The following is a 19,823-nucleotide window of genomic DNA, read 5'->3' as shown; positions in this document are numbered from 1 at the left end:
CACTCTCTCATTAAAGGCCCTTACGGCACTTCCAAAGCTTAATAAAAGCTTCGGAATGCAACTATACCATATACGGTAAAAAGATAATAGCACCAATTATAACAGCTATAATTGCAAACAATAAAACCGCTCCTGCCGCAACATCCTTTGCAATTTTTGCAAACGGATGAATATCGGCAGTCGCTAAATCTACCGTTTTTTCCACAGCCGTATTTACCATCTCTAAACTCATTACACTCCCTATTACAACAAGTAATATCATCCACTCTATTTTCGTAATATGGAAATAAAAGCCGCAGCATATAACAATGACTGCGGCTAAATAATGGATTTTCATATTTCGTTCATGACGAAAACAAAAGAATATACCAGCTATAGCATATCCAAAACTATCTATAAGTTTTCCTTTTTTCATCGTCCTAATCCAAAAGCTTCTAAAATTTCTTTTTGTCTTCCGAACATTTCTTTTTCATCTTCTTCTGTCATGTGATCATAACCAAGTAAATGTAAAAAGCCATGTAACGCCAAAAATCCAAGTTCACGATCGAAAGAATGTCCGTACTCTTCAGCTTGCTCTTTCGCCCTTGGAATAGAGATAATAAGATCCCCTAACATGCGCGGCATCTCTACACCAACAATTTCCATTTCTCCTTCTCCCATCTCTTCCATAGCAAAGGATATTACATCTGTAGGTTGATCTTTATCTCGGTAATCACGATTAATTTCTCTAATGCGCTCATTATCTACAAATGTCACCGATACCTCCGCACCAGCCTCGATATTTTCCATTTGAGCTGCTTTTTCTAACACTTCACGAATTAAACTCATATACTCTTCTTTTACTTCTTCTGTTTCATCAATAAAATCAATTAACAAACTCATTCTTTCTCCTTTTCTTCCGGAGGTTCCGGATATGTAATACGCGAATGGAAAATACCATTTAACGTTTCACACAACGTTTTTCCAACGATTTGTAGTTCCTTAAACGTCAAATCACATTCACTAAATTGACCGTCTTGCAGTCGATCTTTAATAATACTTTGCACCAAATTATTAATTTGTTCTGGCGTTGGGTGATTCATAGAACGTACCGCAGCTTCTACACTATCAGCAATACCAACAATTGCCGATTCTTTCGAAGTTGCTTTTGAACCTGGATAACGGAACATCTCTTCTGTATATTTTTCTTTATCTTCTTTAATAGCTTTATAATAAAAATATTTCAGTAACGTTGTACCGTGATGTTGCCCAGCGATATCAATAATTTCTTGTGGAATATGATATTCTTCGAGCATTCTTACTCCATCCGTTACGTGAGCAATTATAATATCTTTACTTGTTACAGGATCTAATTTATCATGCGGGTTTTCAATTCCCATTTGGTTTTCAATAAAGAATTGCGGTTGTACTGTTTTTCCTACATCATGATAATATGCCCCTACACGCGCTAATACACCATTTGCCCCGACTGCTTCACAAGCAGCCTCAGAAAGATTCGCTACCATTACACTATGATGATATGTCCCTGGCGCTTCTAACAAAATTCTGCGTAAAAGTGGATGATTTGGGCTTGATAATTCCATAAGCTTCATACTTGATACGATTCCAAGTCCACTTTCTAAATATGGTAAAATCCCCATAGCCAAAACGGATGATATAATCCCTGAAAGTGAAGCCATTAATAATTGCGTACCAATTTCAAGAGGCGAAAAATTCCCATTACGTAATAATAAGAGCGCCGCCAATACGACTACATTTAATACAGAAACGAGTATACCAGCTTGTAAAATCATTGTACGACGATTTTTTTCTCGCAAGAAAATACTAACCGATAACGAACTTAACAATACGTAAATCCCTACACTATAATTTAATGTACTCGTTACTCCTTCATTAAACATAATACTTCCGCATACAGAAAAAATCATACTCGTTAAAAAGACAAATCGATCACCAATCATTAGTTTTACAAGTATTGTTCCCATCGCAACTGGGACAACATATGCAATCCCTGCGTATTCAAGTTTTTGAAACAAACTAATGATTTTCATTAAGACGATTGTGATAGACAAAATTGTAATATACGCTAAAACATACGGTCTATCTTCTCTTTTTCTCTTTAAAAATAATTCAAATTGTTTATGCATAAAGTATAGTAACACACCAATGAGTACCGCTAATCCAACATAAGGTTGAAAACCGTTCCCTTTTTCTAACAAACCAACTAATTTCAACTGATTATACACATCACTTGAAATTGTTTCACCTTCTCTAACAAGAACTTGTCCTTGAAGAATATAAACAGGTGGAACTAAATCTTCCTCTGCTTTTCTCTTCTCTTTCGTTAAGATTGGGTCATAAAAATAGTTAGCTGAAATTGCATATCTTCCTAGCGCCTTAATTGATTCTTTTAAACCATTATCAACATTAACACTATTCATCTCACTTACATATCGTTCTTTCGCATCTTTCAATTCGTCCATTTTAATATGCTCAGTCATGATACTATTAATCGCTGTGACCGCAGCATCTTTCGCTAATACTAATTGGCTCGGATCTGCATTAATCAAATTCAGTAAGTTTGAATCAGATAACTCTTTCGTTAAGTCAGCGGGTAGTTTCTTTTTTAACTTGTCCACTTTCTCAGCATCAGTCATCTTTTTTTGATCATCCGGTCCAACAGCTTTAATCTCTTGCACCACTTCATCCACTTTAGCAAAGACGTCATTCACAATATCAACTTTGTTTTGTTTATACTCACTTTTATATGTATATTGATCTTCAACTTTTGTAGCGGCTTCTTTTTTCTTTTTATCCGTTGTAACTTTATCTTCAATTTTTATAGGAGAATGGATTGTCTTTTTCGCAATAGAATACATATTAACATCTAATTGTTCTGGTTTTACATTATTCATAAGCGCAAAAAACAGCACTGCTCCTAACACAACGTAAGAAATCCAACTTAGTTTTTTCGAATGTTGTAAATTACGAAACCACTTAGAAATTTCTTGAGATCTTGACATGATTTCAATACCTTCTCCTCTCCAGAAATAAAGTGAAACTATTTATAGCTTTCATTTCTTCTACCAAACGATACTTTGAGGCAATATTTTATACACTAGTACCAATAGTTTATTTTCCTTATCTTTCATGATAGTAAAAAATATGACGTTCGCCAACCTTATCATACAAAAAGAAATGATCCTGACAAATAGGATCATTCCATTTTATCATATGCCTCAATAATACGTTGCACCAATGGATGTCTCACAACGTCCGTTTGTTCTAATGTAATAAATGACAGACCTGATACACCAGATAAAATATTAGCAGCTATAGATAGCCCTGATTTTACCCCTTTTGGCAAGTCTACTTGTGAAGGGTCCCCTGTAATAACCATTTTAGAACTAAAACCTAATCTTGTTAAAAACATTTTTATTTGAGCACCCGTTGTATTTTGAGCCTCATCTAAAATAACAAATGAATCATCAAGCGTACGCCCCCTCATATAAGCAAGCGGAGCTATTTCAATTACTCCTCGCTCCATCATACGCTGCGTATATTCTTGTCCAAGAATATCATGTAAAGCATCATATAACGGGCGTAAGTATGGATCTACCTTCTCTTTCAAATCCCCTGGTAAAAAACCTAAATTTTCTCCAGCTTCTACAGCAGGTCTTGTTAAAATAATTTTCTTTACATATCCTTGTTTTAAAGCCCTCACAGCCATTACTACAGCTAAATATGTTTTTCCAGTTCCTGCAGGCCCTATCCCAAAGACAATATCATTCTTCTTCATCGCATGAATATATCTTCTTTGCCCCATTGTTTTTACACGAATGGATTTACCTTTTGCAGTCTTGAAAATTTCTTCCTCATATAACTCTTCAAATTGAGCAATTTTCCCTTGTTGTGCAAGCTGAATCGCATACGCAACATCTCTCTCTGAAATTGATATACTTTTACGAATTACAACAAGTAATTGCTGTAAGATTTTTTCTACGAGTGCCACCGTTTCAACTGCCCCAGATACATGAACAGTTTCTCCTCTAGTTACGATCGATACATTCAGTTCTCGTTCAATTACTTTTAAATGCGCATCATTAACTCCAAAAAGAGCGATTGCTTCGTTAGCATTTTCCAATTGTTGGTTCATTTCTACTAATTGTTCTGCCATTACTCAGTCTCCTTGAATATCGGATTCGGATATTGGTTGTGGCTCTGCAATATTTTCAACCACAGTATAATGCAATGTGACTTTTAGTTGATCCGCCTCAACCTCTTTACTCAAAATCTTATCACTTACAATCATAGCATGTTCATCCAATTTTTTCTTTAGTTCTTTTTCGGCCATCTCCTTCGCTACTTTCAGCGCTTGCTTTTCTGTATATTCTCGATTCGCTTCTTCTTCTTCTCTCACAACATCTTTTTCATATGCAATCGGCAGTGTAAAACCAAATAATTTCACATCATGCTTTACACTTTCAGTACGAGAGCGTTTATACTTATCATGCTGAAATCCCCATATTTTTATTTTCGTATCCCCGAATTTAAGAAAATGTTCATTGTATACATTACCAGTATACACTTGGAATTGCGTCTTTAACGGGACATCCACCTTAGATGTATACCACGTTTCGCCATATACAATACCTTTCGCTGAAACAATCGTCGGACTTTCCTCATTACCATATATTCCCGATACGAGAATCTGTCCTTTTTCTACATGATCATTTTTCAGTACAACCGGCTTTCCAACTTCTACAAACGTTTTTGTAATAATCGCTTCTTTTTTTGCTACTAAATTTTGTGGCCTTTGTTCCTTTTCTTTCTTCGGTTCGTTTTTTTCAACAATTTTAAAATGATAAGTCGTTCCCCTTACTTCTAGTCCCGCCCAAGTAATGGCATTAATATTATCTGTCAAATGGCGTTGCACATCTTCTACATTCGGCATTTGAAATTGTAGTTTCCCTTTTTTAATACCCATTTTATCCAATTCTTTCATCAATATATATTCTGTTTCAGGTTTAGCTCCTGTAATTTCAATTTTCCAAACCATATTTGACATTGCAATCACACCAAAAAAGAAAATTAAAAAACCAATTAAAAATCCACTGTTTTTAATTAAACGTTTATTCCAAAAAGGAAAACCATAACGTCCAATAAAATATAATTTACATTCATTTTTTCTATAAATTGGTTTTATTTTTTTCACATCGCGTAACAACATACAAAAAACTAACGTTTCATCAGCTATCTTTTTAACATCCCAAACTAATAAATTCCTCCGTACACATTCATTAACAAACCGTTCCGCTCCTCTACCTTCAATTCGCACTTTTACATATCCAAGCCACTTTATAAACCATTTATTTTTCATTTACCACCTTCACTACCTTTCTAAAAGTAGATATACTACTTTTTATTTGAAGCATTAAAATAGCTCGTACTAAAATAAAACAGAGTAAAACTGTAATCAGTCTCTATCAACGGAACTTTTACAGGATAAAGAAGAAAAACTTCACAAATGGAAGTTTCACTTCAATCACCTTTTTTTTCATTTTCTAAAAATGTTACTTGCTCAATTATCCCCTCGAGTAAAAGCTCTTCTGGAAGAATCGTTTTAATAACAAAGGATTGTCCTTTAATTAATAATTGACCGTGTTTTAAAAGCAATCGCACTTCTTTATCTGAAAACACTAATAACCCCCGATGATTTTCTATATAAATATGTATTTGCCCAACAAGAGTAATCCGAGGTAGATCCATTAATACATCCACTGGTAGGTCTACTTGTTTTGTCAACCAATTTTTCATTTGTTCTAATTTCTTCATCTCGAAAGACCCCCTCTCATCCCATATATATGTATTTCTTCACAAGTGCCTATCGTGTTATAACGACTTCACTAACATAACTATATTCTGCAAGAGTTCATATCATGTTAATTAAAACAGTCGCTATATGAAATCATATTTGTCAGGACAATGATGGATCAGAGGATGTTACCTTTAATAATAGAAGTATTAATACAAGAATATGCGCCCCTACAGGATATCAGTACAAGTTACATTAAGAAATTGAGCCTAGCAAGAAGTTGGAAACTTGAAAAAACCTGTTACAATTCGTTCTGGACGTGACATACTGACCATAGAATAAGTAGTTGTCATTCATTAGACAAATGAGATAAAATCCGAAAAAGGAAATTGCTCCACTCTGAATTTTGCGGTGTAAGTAAGAATATTTTATAGGTGGTTGTTATATGAATTTCAAAAAAATATTAGGATTCATTAAAAAACAAAAAAATGAATTAATAAGCGAGGAAATACGAAAGGAAATTGGATTTAGTCAAGAAATTTTGAATGTTATAAAACAAGTTACTAACAGCAGCATCCAGCCCTTTTATGCAACTGATTCAAAATCTAAAATAGCCGGAGTCTCTTTCGTTACCTTTGAGGATTCTACTGAACAGCAAGTTATAAAACTTCAATCTGAGGTTCAGAAACTTGGATACTTAGCTTTTATTTGCGAAAGAAGTTTTAGTCAAGGAAGTAAGAGTGAGTGTAGAATTGCAATTACACAAGGAAATGACCAATTTGATATCCTTACAATCCAACAAACAAATGGCGTTAATTACGAAGTTAGCAATATAGATGTTATTTTTAAACTAAGAAAATGGAATGATCGCTATCCTTTTATCATAATCGGTGCAGATCATGACTGGGTTGATGCCATTTTTAGCGCGTTACCTACAGACGAAGAAATGCAATCTTTCGCGCAAGAAATGTATGAATTTTGTCCAGATATAGTGGAACAAGGAACAGAAAGCATTGAGGAGTTAGTCGAAGAAATTAAGAAAACGAAAAAGCTTTTTTTATGGTGGGATTAATCATAACTAAGGCCGTTACCTTTTTTTACATACCAGAGGCGTTTCTATCACTTACAGAAACGCTTTTTAAGCAATATAGCGTTTCTCCTTAATAAGAACAATAAAAAAACGTCTCATACGAAATGAGACGTTTTTTTATGCTAATAGCTGGATAACCAGCTTATTCACAAGTGATCCGTCTGTTTTACCTTTTACTTTCGGCATAACAGCAGTCATCACCTTACCCATATCTGCTTTAGAAGTCGCACCAACTTCAGAAATAACTTGCTTGATTACATCAACTAGTTCTTCTTCAGTTAATTGCTCTGGCAAATATGCGCTTAAAATCTGAATTTCACTTTGCAGTTTATTAACAAGGTCTTCACGACCAGCTTTTTTAAATTCAAGGAGGGAGTCCTTATACTGTTTTACTTCACGAGCTAAAACTGTTATTTCCTCTTCTTCAGTAAGAGTATGTTGCAGTTTAATACCTTCATTTTGTAAAGCAGCCTTAACCATACGAATAACGGTTAATTTTTCTTTTTGTTTATTCTTCATCGCTTGTTTCATATCATCGTTTAAACGACCGAGAAGACTCATAACTTACACCCTCTCTTAGAATTTACGCTTTCTTGCCGCTTCAGATTTCTTCTTACGTTTTACACTTGGTTTTTCATAAAACTCGCGCTTTCTTGCTTCAGCAAGTGTACCAGTTTTAGAAACCGATCTTTTAAAACGGCGAAGTGCATCCTCCAAAGACTCGTTTTTACGAACGACTGTTTTTGACATTCTCTTTCCCTCCCTCCGAAACATCACACTTACATACTAACTTCAGCATGCAAAAAGAAACACTTCTTCAGCATGTCTTTTACGATTATAATACATTTTATCACTTCAGGTCAACTATTTGGCAGAATAAAAGAAGAATAGAAGCATTTCCTTTTCAAAAGTTATGCAAATAACTAGTATCCTTCACTGATGAAGACAACTATATTTTTATCATTTCATCTTTTTTCATACAGGGATGCATGAAACGCCTCCCCACCTTCTATTACTTAACCGCTTCAAATAAAGAAAGCATGCAAACCGTTTCCGGTTGCACGCTCTTTTTATGCGCTAGCTGATTCTTTTTTCACATCATCTTCAAGAACACGAACAAATTGCGCTTCGTTATATGGATAGCCAGCTTTCGTAATTTTCACTTTCACTAGCTTACCAATTAATTCTTCTGATCCTTCAAATACAATTTTCAAGTAGTTATCTGTATACCCTACATATAACCCTTCACGGTCGCCGTCTTTAAATTGCTCTTCTGGAATGATTTCAAGCACTTCACCTTCAAACGCTGATGCATATTCTTTCGCTAATTGATTAGATAGCTCAATTAAACGATGAACACGATCGTTCTTCACATCTTCAGGAACTTGATCTTCCATGCGTGCTGCAGGTGTTCCTGTACGTTTTGAATAAGGGAACACGTGTAACTCAGAGAAGCGGTTCTCTTTAATGAAATTGTATGTTTCCATGAATTCTTCTTCTGTTTCACCTGGGAAACCAACGATTACGTCAGATGTAATCGCAAGGCCTGGTAACGCTTCTTTCAAACGATCTAAACGCTCTTGGAAGAATTCCATCGTATATTTACGACGCATACGTTTTAATACAGTATTAGAACCAGATTGCAACGGAATATGCAAGTGACGTACAACTACTTCAGATTTATCTAACACTTCAATTACTTCATCTGAAATTTGACTCGCTTCAATAGAAGAAATACGAAGACGTTTTAATCCGCCTACTTCCGCTTCCATATCACGAAGTAATCCAGCTAAGTTATAATCTTTTATATCTTCGCCATATCCACCTGTATGAATACCCGTTAATACGATTTCTTTATAGCCTGCATCCACTAATTGTTGTGCTTGTTTAATAACCTCTTTTCCATCACGAGAACGCATTAAACCACGCGCCCAAGGAATGATACAGAATGTACAGAAGTTATTGCAACCCTCTTGTATTTTTAAAGACGCACGTGTACGATCCGTGAAATAAGGTACATCAAGTTCTTCGTACACACGTGTTTTCATAATATTGCGGACAGCATTAATTGGTTGACGCTCTTTACGGAATTCTTCGATGTAACCTAACATCTTTTCACGATCCTGTGTACCAACTACAATATCTACACCTGGAATCGCCATAATTTCAGCTGGAGATGTTTGTGCATAACATCCCGTTACGCAAATAACTGCATCTGGATTTTGACGCACAGCACGTCTGATTACTTGACGGCTTTTTTTGTCCCCAGTATTCGTTACTGTACATGTGTTAATAACATATACATCAGCTTTCTTTTCATATTCTGTTCTTTCATAACCACCTTGTTTAAACAATTGCCAAATGGCTTCTGTTTCATAGTGGTTTACTTTACAACCTAACGTATGGAACGCAACAGTTGACATTGATCATCACCCCATCAATTCAAAATGATACGAAGCAGCACTTAACGCGTATAACGGCGCCGTTTCTGTTCTTAAAATTCTTGGTCCTAAACTACATGGTACAAATTTATGTTCACGAAGCGCTGTAATCTCTTCCTCAGCTAAACCGCCTTCTGGGCCAAATACAATCAATAGCTTTTGACCTGGTTTCATTGTCGTTAAAGCTTTCGCAAAATTAGATTTCTCGCCTTGTTTTGCTTCCTCTTCGTAAGCAACAAGACAAGCATCATACTCACCACTCATTGAAAGCAATTGCTTAAATGATGCCGGAGCATGTACTTCTGGAATTTCACTTCTATGTGATTGTTCCGCAGCTTCTTTCACAATTTTTCTTAAACGCTCAACTTTTTTATCAGCTTTTTTCGCATCCCATTTTACGATAGAGCGAGATGCTTGAAATGGTAAGAATGCAGCTGCCCCAAGCTCAGTTCCTTTTTGAAAAATTAACTCTAGCTTGTCTCCTTTTGGCAGTCCACTTGCAATCGTCACGAAAACAGGAAGTTCACTTGACGCCTCTACCCATTCTACAATAGCCGTATTAATAAATTCACTGGTAATTTCATCAATTGAACATACTGCTGTTTTTCCATTTACACAGCAATAAATATGATCACCAGCTGACATACGCATCACTCTTGCGATATGATGTACGTCATCACCTACAATGCGAATACTTGTCTCATTTACATATTTCTCTTCTACAAAATAACGTTGCATATAATCACCTTAGTAGAGTTTCGTTCCTTTCGTAAGTCAACACTTACGAAAAGAACGAAACGTTATCATTTTTCATATAACAAACGGCAAGTCCCTCACCTTATAGTGAGAGACTCCCCTTTTCATTATAGACTAAAATCTATATTACGCATTTCGTGCAATAATTGCTACCCAATCTTCCATTCGTAACACTTCTTCAATTGTAAATCCAGCTTTTTCTAGCGCCTCAGAAATTACTTTTTCCTTCGCAGCAATAATGCCCGATGTAATAAATAATCCACCTGACTTCACAACTCTTGCTGCATCTTCAGGGAATAATAGAATAATTTCTGCTAATAAGTTAGCTACGATTAAATCAACTGGACCTTCAATACCTTCTAAAAGACTATTTTGTCCAACAGACACGATATCATCTGTTTTATTTAAACGTACATTCATTTCTGCACTTTCAACCGCAACCGGATCTAAATCATACGCTTGAACAGAAGACGCACCTAATTTTGCTGCTGCAATACTAAGTACACCAGAACCTGTTCCTACATCAATAATATTGTCACCTGGCTGTACTGTTTTTTCTAAAGCACGGATACACATCGTTGTTGTTGGATGAGTTCCTGTACCAAACGCCATACCCGGGTCTAATTCAATGATTTTTTCATCAGGAGAAGATGGTGTATATTCTTCCCAAGTCGGTACGATTGTGAATGTATCAGAAATTTGTACTGGATGGTAATATTTTTTCCAAGCAGTAGCCCAATCTTCTTCATTGACTTCGTTAACGGTAATATTTCCAGTACCAATTTCGATGTCGTAAGATGGAAGCACATCAATAGATGATTTTACACCTGCAATCGTTTCATGTAAAGAATCCGTTTGCGGGAAATACGCTTTTATTAATACACCTTCCGCCGGATATTCATCTGGGTTCAATGCATAAATTTCACCATATTGTTGCTCGCGCTCTTTCGTTAACTCCGCTGGATCCTCAATCGCAACTCCACTAGCACCAGCTTCATGTAAAATATGAGAGACAGCTTCTACTGCTTCTTCTGTTGTATGAATACTAATTTCTGACCATTTCACAATTTACCAACTCCATTTTTTATTTCCATTATTCCCCTTTGAAAGCACGTTTAAGCTTTCCGAATAAACTATCATCCTGCTCTTCTTGTCCTGCAAATTCACGTAATAAATCTTTTTGCTGTGAAGTCAATTTCGTCGGTACAACAACACGAACGACTACATATTGATCTCCTTGGCCGTATCCACGTACATTCGGAGCACCTTTTCCTTTTAAGCGGAATTCTGTTCCAGTTTGTGTTCCTGCTGGAATTTTCAGCTTCACTTTACCATGAACAGTAGGAACTTCCACTTCATCACCAAGCGCCATTTGCGCAAATGTTAATGGCATTTCGCAAATAATGTGATCTCCTTCACGCTCGAAGAATTCATGATTTCTTACATGAACGACAACATATAAGTCTCCTGCTGGTCCGCCATTTACGCCGGCTTCACCTTTTCCAGACACTCGAATTTGTTGACCATTATCGATACCCGCTGGAATTTTAACATTGATTTTTTTACGTTTACGAACTTTACCTGAACCGTGACATGTCGTACATTTTTCTTTAATAATTTGTCCAGTTCCTGAACAATGACCACAAGCTTGACGGTTTACGATACGACCAAACGGTGTGTTTTGTTCAACACTCACTTGACCAGAACCTGAACAATGTTTACATGTTTCTTTTGAAGTTCCTGGTTTTGCTCCACTACCTTTACAAGTATCACATGGATCTTCTACTGGAATTTCCACATTTAATTCCTTACCAAAAATAGCTTCTTCAAAATCTAAAGTGACTTGATATTGTAAGTCAGCACCTTGGCGCGGAGCATTTGGATCACGACGTCTGCCGCCACCACCGCCAAAGAAAGAACTAAATATATCTTCAAAACCGAAGCCACCGCCGAAGTCTCCTCCGCCGCCAAATCCACCGAATCCTTGATTTGCACCAGCATGACCAAATTGATCGTACTGCGCACGCTTTTGATCATCACTTAACACTTCGTATGCTTCTTGTACTTCTTTAAACTTTTCAATTGCATTTTCTTCTTTGCTTACGTCTGGATGGTATTTTTTAGCCAAACGACGATACGCTTTTTTTATTTCATCTGTTGAAGCGCCCTTGCTAAGTCCAAGGACCTCATAATAGTCTCGTTTACTCATAAATTTACAACCCCCGAATCTTTCACATAAACGTAATTTTAACACCGAAAGAAAGTGCTTTGCAACAAAGTTTCCTCACTTACAGTATGCAAAGCGAAAAACTTAAGATCCTCACACATCGCTTCTCATTCGTGAAAAAAGCCAAAGTCAAGGCACGCTTGACTTTGACTTTTTGTCATCTTACTTATTATGTTTACAGTTGAATTACTTGTCTTCTTTTACTTCTTCAAACTCAGCGTCAACTACATTGTCTTTCTTCGCGCCAGCGTCTTGTGCACCTTGCGCACCTTCTGCTTGACCAGCAGCTGCTTGAGCTTGCTCGTATAATTTAACAGTTAATTGTTGTACGATTTCTTGTAAAGCATCTTTTTTCGCACGAATTTCTTCAAGCTCGTTTTTCTCAATTGCAGCTTGTAATGCTTCTTTCGCTTCTGTTGCTTTTGCAACTTCAGCTGCATCTACTTTACCTTCTAAATCTTTTACAACTTTGTCTGTTTGGAATACAAGTTGGTCAGCTTCGTTACGAAGTTCAACTTCTTCCTTACGTTTTTGGTCAGCGTCAGCATTTGCTTCCGCTTCTTGTACCATACGTTCTACTTCTTCATCAGAAAGACCTGAAGAAGATTGGATTGTAATAGCTTGCTCTTTGCTTGTTCCTAAGTCTTTCGCACGTACGTTAACGATACCGTTCGCATCAATATCGAATGTTACTTCGATTTGTGGAATACCACGTGGTGCTGGTGGAAGGTCAGTTAATTGGAAACGACCTAACGTTTTGTTGTCAGCTGACATTGGACGCTCACCTTGTAATACGTGAATGTCTACTGCTGGTTGATTATCAGCAGCTGTCGAGAATACTTGTGACTTACTTGTTGGAATTGTAGTGTTACGCTCAATTAATTTCGTGAACACGCCACCCATAGTTTCAATACCTAAAGAAAGTGGAGTTACGTCTAATAATAGAACGCCTTCTACATCTCCAGTAAGTACGCCACCTTGAACTGCAGCACCTAATGCTACAACTTCATCAGGGTTTACACCTTTATATGGCTCTTTACCAGTTTCACGTTTAATAGCTTCTTGTACAGCTGGGATACGAGTAGATCCACCAACAAGAATAACTTTATCTAATTCGCTTGGAGCAAAACCAGCGTCTTTTAATGCACGACGAGTTGGCTCTAATGTTCTTTCAACAAGACCTGCTGAAAGCTCTTCGAATTTCGCTCTTGTTAACGTTAATTCTAAGTGTAATGGACCAGCAGCTCCAGCACTAATGAATGGTAATGAAATTTGAGTTTGTGTTACACCAGAAAGATCTTTTTTCGCTTTTTCAGCTGCATCTTTCAAGCGTTGAAGCGCCATTTTATCTTGGCTTAAATCAATGTTATTTTCTTTTTTGAACTCAGCTACTAAGTGATCGATGATAACTTGGTCAAAGTCATCGCCACCAAGACGGTTGTCACCAGCAGTTGAAATAACTTCGAATGTGCCGTCTGCTAACTCAAGGATAGATACGTCAAATGTACCGCCACCTAAGTCATATACTAAGATTTTTTGTTCTTCGTCTTGTTTTTCTAAACCGTAAGCAAGTGCTGCTGCTGTTGGCTCGTTAATGATACGCTCAACTTCTAAACCAGCGATACGACCAGCATCTTTCGTTGCTTGACGCTCTGCATCGTTGAAGTATGCAGGTACTGTAATAACAGCTTTCGTTACTGTTTCACCTAAGTATGCTTCAGCAGAAGCTTTTAAGTTTTGTAAAATGATTGCAGAAATTTCTTGAGGTGTATAATCTTTACCTTCAACTTCTACTTTGTAGTCTGTACCCATATGACGTTTAACAGACATGATTGTATTTGGGTTTGTAATTGCTTGGCGCTTTGCAACTTCCCCAACTTGACGTTCTTCATTTTTGAAAGCTACAACAGAAGGTGTTGTACGGTTCCCTTCTGGATTTGGGATAACCTTTGGTTCTCCACCTTCCATAACAGCTACACAAGAGTTTGTTGTACCTAAGTCAATACCGATAATTTTACTCATGGCGAATCCTCCTAGTTTTATGTAAATTATTGATTTACTTTTACCATTGATGGGCGAATCACACGGTCTTTTAATTTATAACCTTTTTGGAATTCTTCCACAACCGCGTTTGATTCAAATTCACTATCTTCCACTTGCATAATAGCTTGGTGTTCATTAGGATCAAACTGTTTACCAACAGCTTCAATCACTTCCACACCTTCTTTAGTCAGCGCTTCTAACAATTGACGATGCACCATTTCCATACCTTGTAACAAGGATTTCGTTTGCTCATCAGTCGCTTCCACTTGCATTGCTCTTTCAAAATTATCAAGAGCTGGCAAGATGTCTGAAACTAGACTTTGTGCTCTATATTTTTCAGCAGCCTGTTTATCCATTTGGACACGGCGCTTATAATTTTCAAAATCAGCTTGTAGACGTAATGTGCGACCTTCCGTTTCCGTTAGTTTCGCTTGTAACTCATCTACTTTTTCTTGTAAAAGAGCAGCCTCACTTTTTTCTTCTACAGTTTCTTCACTGTTTTCTGGCGTGACAGCTTCTTCAACTTGCGCTTCTTTTACTTCTTCTACCACTTGTTCGTTACGCTCTTCCACAATATTCACCTCCTTAAAAGGTATTAGGTATCATGCATAGCATGATTACCTAAGCATTATATATTACACACAGCAATGAAAATTTCATCACTTGAGCGAATGTATTACTCTCATTTACTTTTTAAGCCCATCAGTAAATTGTCTCGTAAATAACTGTAACAAACTAATTACACGAGAGTATTGCATTCTCGTAGGACCTAAAATAGCAATTGTTCCAAGTTGCTCTTCGCCGATCGAATATGTTGCAGAAATTAAACTACAATCCTCCATAGCAGTCGAAGAGTTTTCCCTACCAATTTTCACTTGAATCCCGACTTGTTTATGACGCAAAATGTCATAAAATTCGGCTTCATTATCAATCATGGTAAGTAAAGATCTAACCTTTTGAATGTCATGGAACTCTGGCTGCGAAAGCATATTTGCTTTTCCTCCAAAGTATATCTTTTCCGATAACGGAACTTGAAATGTACCATCCAACATTTTTATTGCACTATCGTAATTATGAACATACCCACGTAAAACTGTAACAATTTCCTTAAAGATTTTATTATGAAGTTCTTCCATCGGTACGCCAGATAGCTTTTCATTTAAAATATTAACCATTTTTTCTAAATCTGATAAATCAACAGATTCCGGAACGGTAATCGTTTTACTTTGTACATGCCCTGTATCGGTTACAATAATAGCGACTGCAGTTTGACGATCAAGCGGCACAATTTGTACATTTTTAAGTTTATTTGTACTTAACTTCGGTCCAAGAACAATTGCCGTATAATTCGTAAGTTCTGATAAAATTTGAGCAGATTGCTGTGCAATTTTTTCCGCTTCAAAAATTCTTTCAGCAAATAAATCTTTAATTTGTACAATTTCAGCGTTCGGTAAGTTTTGCGGCGCTAAAAGATGGTCTACATAAAATCGGTAGCCTTTCTCAGAAGGAACACGTCCAGAAGAACTGTGCGTTTTTTCAATAAAGCCTAATTCTTCTAAGTCCGCCATTTCATTTCGAATAGTAGCTGAACTAAATGTGATTTCATCTTTTTTAGCCAACGTTCTAGACCCAACGGGCTGCGCTGATCCAATAAAGTCATCAATAATTGTTTGTAAAATTAAGAGCTGACGTTCCGTAAGCATCTCATCATCACCTCTGTTAGCACTCTTTGTCTTTGAGTGCTAAATCTATTAATAACTTACCAAAATTGACATTCAATTGTCAACGGAAACGTCACGAAATAATGAAACTTTTTCACGCCTATAGAACATTTAATTAGTCAATCAAAAATGATTGGAATACTTCATTCCCTAATAATTTTCCTTTTCGCGTTAAACGCACATGTCCATCTTCCTCTTCAAGCAATCCCTGCTCTTGGTTGCTTTGTAACTGCTTCGCGAAAACTTGATCCATCTCTACATTAAATTTATTGCGGAACGCCGTTTTAGAAACACCTTTTGTTTTTCGAAGCCCTAAGAACAGCTCTTCTTCCATTCTTTCTTTCTCCGTCACTTTGTGAACATCTAAATACGGAAATCCTGTTTCATCAATTTTATTAAAATATTGCTTCAGGGGACCAACATTTTGAATACGTTCTCCGTTCACATAACTATGAGCTCCAGCTCCAAATCCATAATACTCTTCATTATTCCAGTATGTGAGATTATGTCTACTTTTATTGTCACCTTTTGAGAAATTACTAATTTCATACTGGTTATAACCGTGTTTCTCCATTTCATCCATTACTATTTCATACATTTTCGCTTCATGGTCTTCACCTGGAAGACGTAATTTCCCTTTGTTCATTAAGTTATAAAACACTGTTTTTGGCTCCACAATTAATGAATATGCCGAGAAATGTTGTACACCAAGCGTAAAAGCAATATCTAATGTTTCTTTTACATCTTCTATCGTCTGTCCTGGCAAAGCATAAATAATATCTACATTAATATTTTTAAAGCCTACTTCCTGTGCCTCTCGAATCGCGAGGAATGCATCTTCTCTCGTATGCTTGCGCCCGATCTTCTCAAGAAGTTCATCACGGAACGTTTGCACACCAAAACTAATTCGATTTACTCCACCTTCTAGCAGTACATTTAGCTTCTCTTTCGGTAGATCTCCTGGATTCGCTTCAAATGTTAATTCACAATTCGGGGCGAACGGACGCAAATGACGATTAATAATCTCGAGTAATTTTTTTGTCTGTTCCATATTTAACGCTGTCGGAGTTCCCCCACCCACAAAAATCGTTTTCATACTATCAAATGGAACTTTTTGAACCGTATTTATTATTTCCTTCTCTAAATAATCTAAATATTGATCAACCGGTTGGCGTTCAATAAACACTTTATTAAAATCACAATAGTGACAAATGTGCTGACAAAACGGAATATGAATGTATGCAGCTTGTACCAAATATAACTCCTACCTTTCTAAAAAGAAAACCTCCGCACTCCGGAGGGTTCTCTACTTCTCTAACGTATTACGAATTTGTTCCATTCGCATTTTTCCCCAATCATACATCATTTCAACGATCGGTAAAAGTGACATGCCTAGTTCCGTCATATAATACTCAACGCGAGGAGGAATTTCGGGATATACTGTCCGATCAACAATCCCATCTTCCATTAACTCTTTTAATTGGTTCGACAAAACTTTATGAGAAATGCTTGGGAATAACCGTTGTAATTCACTGAAACGATGCGGCCCTTCCACACCAAGATGCCACAGGATCACAACTTTCCACTTTCCACTAATAATAGAAAGCGTCAATTCCTTTTCACAATTAAAATTACCATTTTGTATTTTATCTTGAATATCTTTTCGAATATTTTCGGACATTAACAATCTCCTAACTCTATATGAACTAAAAAGCTCTCTCATTATTGTAAATGAGAGCTGCTCAGATGTCTAAAAAGTAATTATACAGAAAAAAGAAGCCGCACAAACGACTTCTTTTTTATTTCAAATATTAGTTGTCATCCATTTTCAGTACAGCCATGAATGCCTCTTGCGGTACTTCTACAGAGCCAACAGACTTCATACGTTTTTTACCTTCTTTTTGCTTATCAAGAAGTTTACGCTTACGAGAAATGTCACCGCCGTAACATTTTGCAAGTACGTTTTTACGCATCGCTTTAATTGTAGAACGTGCTACAACTTTATTTCCGATAGTCGCCTGAATTGGCACTTCGAACTGTTGTCTCGGAATTAATTCTTTTAATTTCTCTACGATTACTTTACCACGGTCATACGCTGAATCACGGTGTACGATAAATGATAAAGCATCCACTTGTTCATTATTTAAAAGAATATCCATTTTCACAAGTTTAGATGGTTTATAGCCAATTAACTCGTAGTCAAATGATGCATACCCTTTCGTATTTGATTTCAATTGATCAAAGAAGTCATATACGATTTCTGATAACGGGATTTCATATGTTAATGTAACACGCGTTTCATCTAAATATTGCATATCAATAAACGTTCCACGTTTACCTTGGCAAATCTCCATTACAGCTCCAACATAGTCATTCGGAACCATAATTGAAGCCTTCACAAACGGCTCTTCTACACGATCGATAGACTGTGGATCTGGCATATTAGATGGGTTATCAACAATAACATCTTCACCGTTAGTTAAATAAACTTTATAAATAACGCTTGGCGCTGTTGTAATTAAGTCAATCTTAAATTCACGTTCAATACGTTCTTGAATGATTTCCATGTGAAGAAGTCCTAAGAAACCACAACGGAAACCAAATCCTAGCGCTTGAGATGTTTCTGGTTCAAACTCAAGGGCAGAATCGTTTAACTCTAATTTTTCTAATGCATCACGTAAATCGTTATAACGAGCAGAGTCAATTGGATACAGACCACAGAATACCATCGGGTTTAACTTACGGTAACCTGCTAACGGCTCTACAGCTGGACGTTTCGCATGTGTAATCGTATCACCAACGCGTGTGTCACCAACATTTTTAATCGATGCTGCTAAGAAACCTACATCACCTACCGTTAACTCGTCACGTTGCGTAGTTTTCGGTGTAAATACACCTACTTCTGTTACTTCAAATTCTTTACCCGTTGCCATCATACGTACTTTATCGCCAACTTTTACTGTTCCATTTACAACACGGATATAAGCAATTACACCGCGGTATGGATCATATAAAGAGTCGAAAATCATACATTGTAACGGCTCTTCTGAATCACCCGCCGGAGCTGGTACTTTTTCAACAATTTGTTCTAAAATTTCTTCAATACCAATTCCAGCTTTCGCAGAAGCAAGTACCGCTTCTGATGCATCTAAACCAATTACATCTTCTACCTCTTGACGTACACGTTCTGGATCCGCACTCGGTAAGTCGATTTTATTAATAACTGGTAAAATTTCTAAATTATTATCAAGCGCTAAGTATACGTTTGCTAACGTTTGCGCTTCAATACCTTGCGCTGCATCTACTACAAGAATCGCGCCTTCACAAGCCGCTAAACTACGAGATACTTCGTACGTAAAGTCGACGTGTCCTGGTGTATCAATTAAATGAAGAATATACTCTTCACCATCTTTTGCTTTATAGTTTAATTGTACTGCGTTTAATTTGATTGTAATACCACGCTCACGCTCTAAATCCATAGAGTCAAGCAACTGAGCTTTCATTTCACGTTGTGTTAACGCGTTTGTTTTCTCTAAAATACGGTCTGCTAACGTTGATTTTCCGTGGTCAATATGAGCAATAATAGAGAAATTACGGATTTTGGACTGTCTTTTTGCTCTTTCTTCTTTATTCATCTATGTTCTCAACTCCTAATAGTCTCGCCAATATACACTAGCACTGATTATATCAATAGAGCAACAAAGATTCAATGAAAACTCGTGCTGCTTAC

General features: G+C 36.7%; 19 protein-coding genes. 1 reads left to right on the top strand and 18 read right to left on the bottom strand.

What is annotated here, in order from left to right; translation table 11 throughout:
• Positions 1–61: 61 nt before the first annotated feature.
• The 6 genes from HMAS_RS02985 to yqfC all read right to left on the bottom strand — a co-directional run bounded on the left by HMAS_RS02985 (position 62) and on the right by yqfC (position 5,835).
• Positions 62–415 (bottom strand): diacylglycerol kinase family protein, encoded by a 354-nt coding sequence (locus HMAS_RS02985; RefSeq protein ID WP_000715466.1) that lies wholly within the window; start codon positions 413–415, stop codon positions 62–64.
• Complete coding sequence (gene ybeY, locus HMAS_RS02980) at positions 412–882, bottom strand: rRNA maturation RNase YbeY (protein ID WP_025709775.1); 471 nt, start codon at positions 880–882, stop codon at positions 412–414. Before ybeY ends, HMAS_RS02985 begins: the two co-directional genes overlap by 4 nt.
• A complete protein-coding gene (locus tag HMAS_RS02975) occupies positions 879–3,023 on the bottom strand; it encodes an HD family phosphohydrolase (RefSeq protein ID WP_000091509.1) in 2,145 nt (714 codons plus the stop codon). Before HMAS_RS02975 ends, ybeY begins: the two co-directional genes overlap by 4 nt.
• Before the next feature lie 194 nt (positions 3,024–3,217).
• The gene (locus tag HMAS_RS02970; RefSeq protein WP_000840501.1) at positions 3,218–4,177 is read right to left on the bottom strand and encodes a PhoH family protein; all 960 of its coding nucleotides are present in this window, start codon (positions 4,175–4,177) and stop codon (positions 3,218–3,220) included.
• Positions 4,178–4,180: 3 nt separating this feature from the next.
• Positions 4,181–5,380 (bottom strand): sporulation protein YqfD, encoded by a 1,200-nt coding sequence (gene yqfD / locus HMAS_RS02965; protein ID WP_000792498.1) that lies wholly within the window; start codon positions 5,378–5,380, stop codon positions 4,181–4,183.
• A 161-nt stretch (positions 5,381–5,541) separates the two neighbouring features.
• On the bottom strand, positions 5,542–5,835 hold the full coding sequence (yqfC, locus tag HMAS_RS02960; RefSeq protein WP_000732269.1) for a sporulation protein YqfC: 294 nt from the start codon (positions 5,833–5,835) through the stop codon (positions 5,542–5,544).
• A gap of 425 nt (positions 5,836–6,260) precedes the next feature.
• Here yqfC and HMAS_RS02955 point away from each other — a divergent pair, with 425 nt between their 5' ends.
• Entirely contained in the window at positions 6,261–6,887 is a 627-nt protein-coding gene (locus HMAS_RS02955; RefSeq protein WP_088859632.1) for a DUF4253 domain-containing protein, read from the top strand.
• Positions 6,888–7,022: 135 nt separating this feature from the next.
• On the opposite strand, the gene HMAS_RS02950 is transcribed toward HMAS_RS02955, so the two are convergent.
• The 12 genes from HMAS_RS02950 to lepA form a co-directional block, all read right to left on the bottom strand.
• Entirely contained in the window at positions 7,023–7,466 is a 444-nt protein-coding gene (locus HMAS_RS02950; protein WP_000054562.1) for a GatB/YqeY domain-containing protein, read from the bottom strand.
• 15 nt (positions 7,467–7,481) lie between these two features.
• Positions 7,482–7,655: a 30S ribosomal protein S21 gene (rpsU, locus tag HMAS_RS02945; protein WP_000048061.1), complete on the bottom strand. Its 174-nt coding sequence runs from the start codon at positions 7,653–7,655 to the stop codon at positions 7,482–7,484.
• 320 nt (positions 7,656–7,975) lie between these two features.
• Positions 7,976–9,328: a tRNA (N(6)-L-threonylcarbamoyladenosine(37)-C(2))-methylthiotransferase MtaB gene (gene mtaB / locus HMAS_RS02935; protein ID WP_000108679.1), complete on the bottom strand. Its 1,353-nt coding sequence runs from the start codon at positions 9,326–9,328 to the stop codon at positions 7,976–7,978.
• A gap of 6 nt (positions 9,329–9,334) precedes the next feature.
• Positions 9,335–10,084 carry a 16S rRNA (uracil(1498)-N(3))-methyltransferase gene (locus HMAS_RS02930; RefSeq protein WP_001190154.1) on the bottom strand — a complete coding sequence of 250 codons (750 nt, stop codon included), beginning with the start codon at positions 10,082–10,084 and terminating at the stop codon, positions 9,335–9,337.
• 144 nt (positions 10,085–10,228) lie between these two features.
• On the bottom strand, positions 10,229–11,167 hold the full coding sequence (gene prmA / locus HMAS_RS02925) for a 50S ribosomal protein L11 methyltransferase (RefSeq protein WP_000872101.1): 939 nt from the start codon (positions 11,165–11,167) through the stop codon (positions 10,229–10,231).
• 28 nt (positions 11,168–11,195) lie between these two features.
• The gene (gene dnaJ, locus HMAS_RS02920) at positions 11,196–12,311 is read right to left on the bottom strand and encodes a chaperone protein DnaJ (protein WP_000043947.1); all 1,116 of its coding nucleotides are present in this window, start codon (positions 12,309–12,311) and stop codon (positions 11,196–11,198) included.
• Positions 12,312–12,515: 204 nt separating this feature from the next.
• Positions 12,516–14,351 (bottom strand): chaperone protein DnaK, encoded by a 1,836-nt coding sequence (gene dnaK, locus HMAS_RS02915; RefSeq protein ID WP_000034700.1) that lies wholly within the window; start codon positions 14,349–14,351, stop codon positions 12,516–12,518.
• 26 nt (positions 14,352–14,377) lie between these two features.
• Complete coding sequence (gene grpE / locus HMAS_RS02910) at positions 14,378–14,944, bottom strand: nucleotide exchange factor GrpE (protein ID WP_000392711.1); 567 nt, start codon at positions 14,942–14,944, stop codon at positions 14,378–14,380.
• 114 nt (positions 14,945–15,058) lie between these two features.
• On the bottom strand, positions 15,059–16,075 hold the full coding sequence (gene hrcA, locus HMAS_RS02905) for a heat-inducible transcriptional repressor HrcA (RefSeq protein ID WP_000954941.1): 1,017 nt from the start codon (positions 16,073–16,075) through the stop codon (positions 15,059–15,061).
• 133 nt (positions 16,076–16,208) lie between these two features.
• Positions 16,209–17,348 (bottom strand): radical SAM family heme chaperone HemW, encoded by a 1,140-nt coding sequence (gene hemW / locus HMAS_RS02900; protein ID WP_000249433.1) that lies wholly within the window; start codon positions 17,346–17,348, stop codon positions 16,209–16,211.
• 51 nt (positions 17,349–17,399) lie between these two features.
• The gene (locus HMAS_RS02895) at positions 17,400–17,774 is read right to left on the bottom strand and encodes a winged helix-turn-helix transcriptional regulator (protein WP_001293539.1); all 375 of its coding nucleotides are present in this window, start codon (positions 17,772–17,774) and stop codon (positions 17,400–17,402) included.
• A 130-nt stretch (positions 17,775–17,904) separates the two neighbouring features.
• Positions 17,905–19,728 (bottom strand): elongation factor 4, encoded by a 1,824-nt coding sequence (gene lepA / locus HMAS_RS02890; RefSeq protein ID WP_025709773.1) that lies wholly within the window; start codon positions 19,726–19,728, stop codon positions 17,905–17,907.
• Positions 19,729–19,823 lie beyond the last annotated feature (95 nt).

It is taken from the genome of Bacillus sp. HMA207 (assembly GCF_003402455.1).
Taxonomy (GTDB): Bacteria; Bacillota; Bacilli; order Bacillales; family Bacillaceae_G; genus Bacillus_A; species Bacillus_A cereus.
The sequence above is the reverse complement of the archived record's forward strand: the minus strand, read 5'-3'. Positions and strand labels throughout refer to the sequence as shown.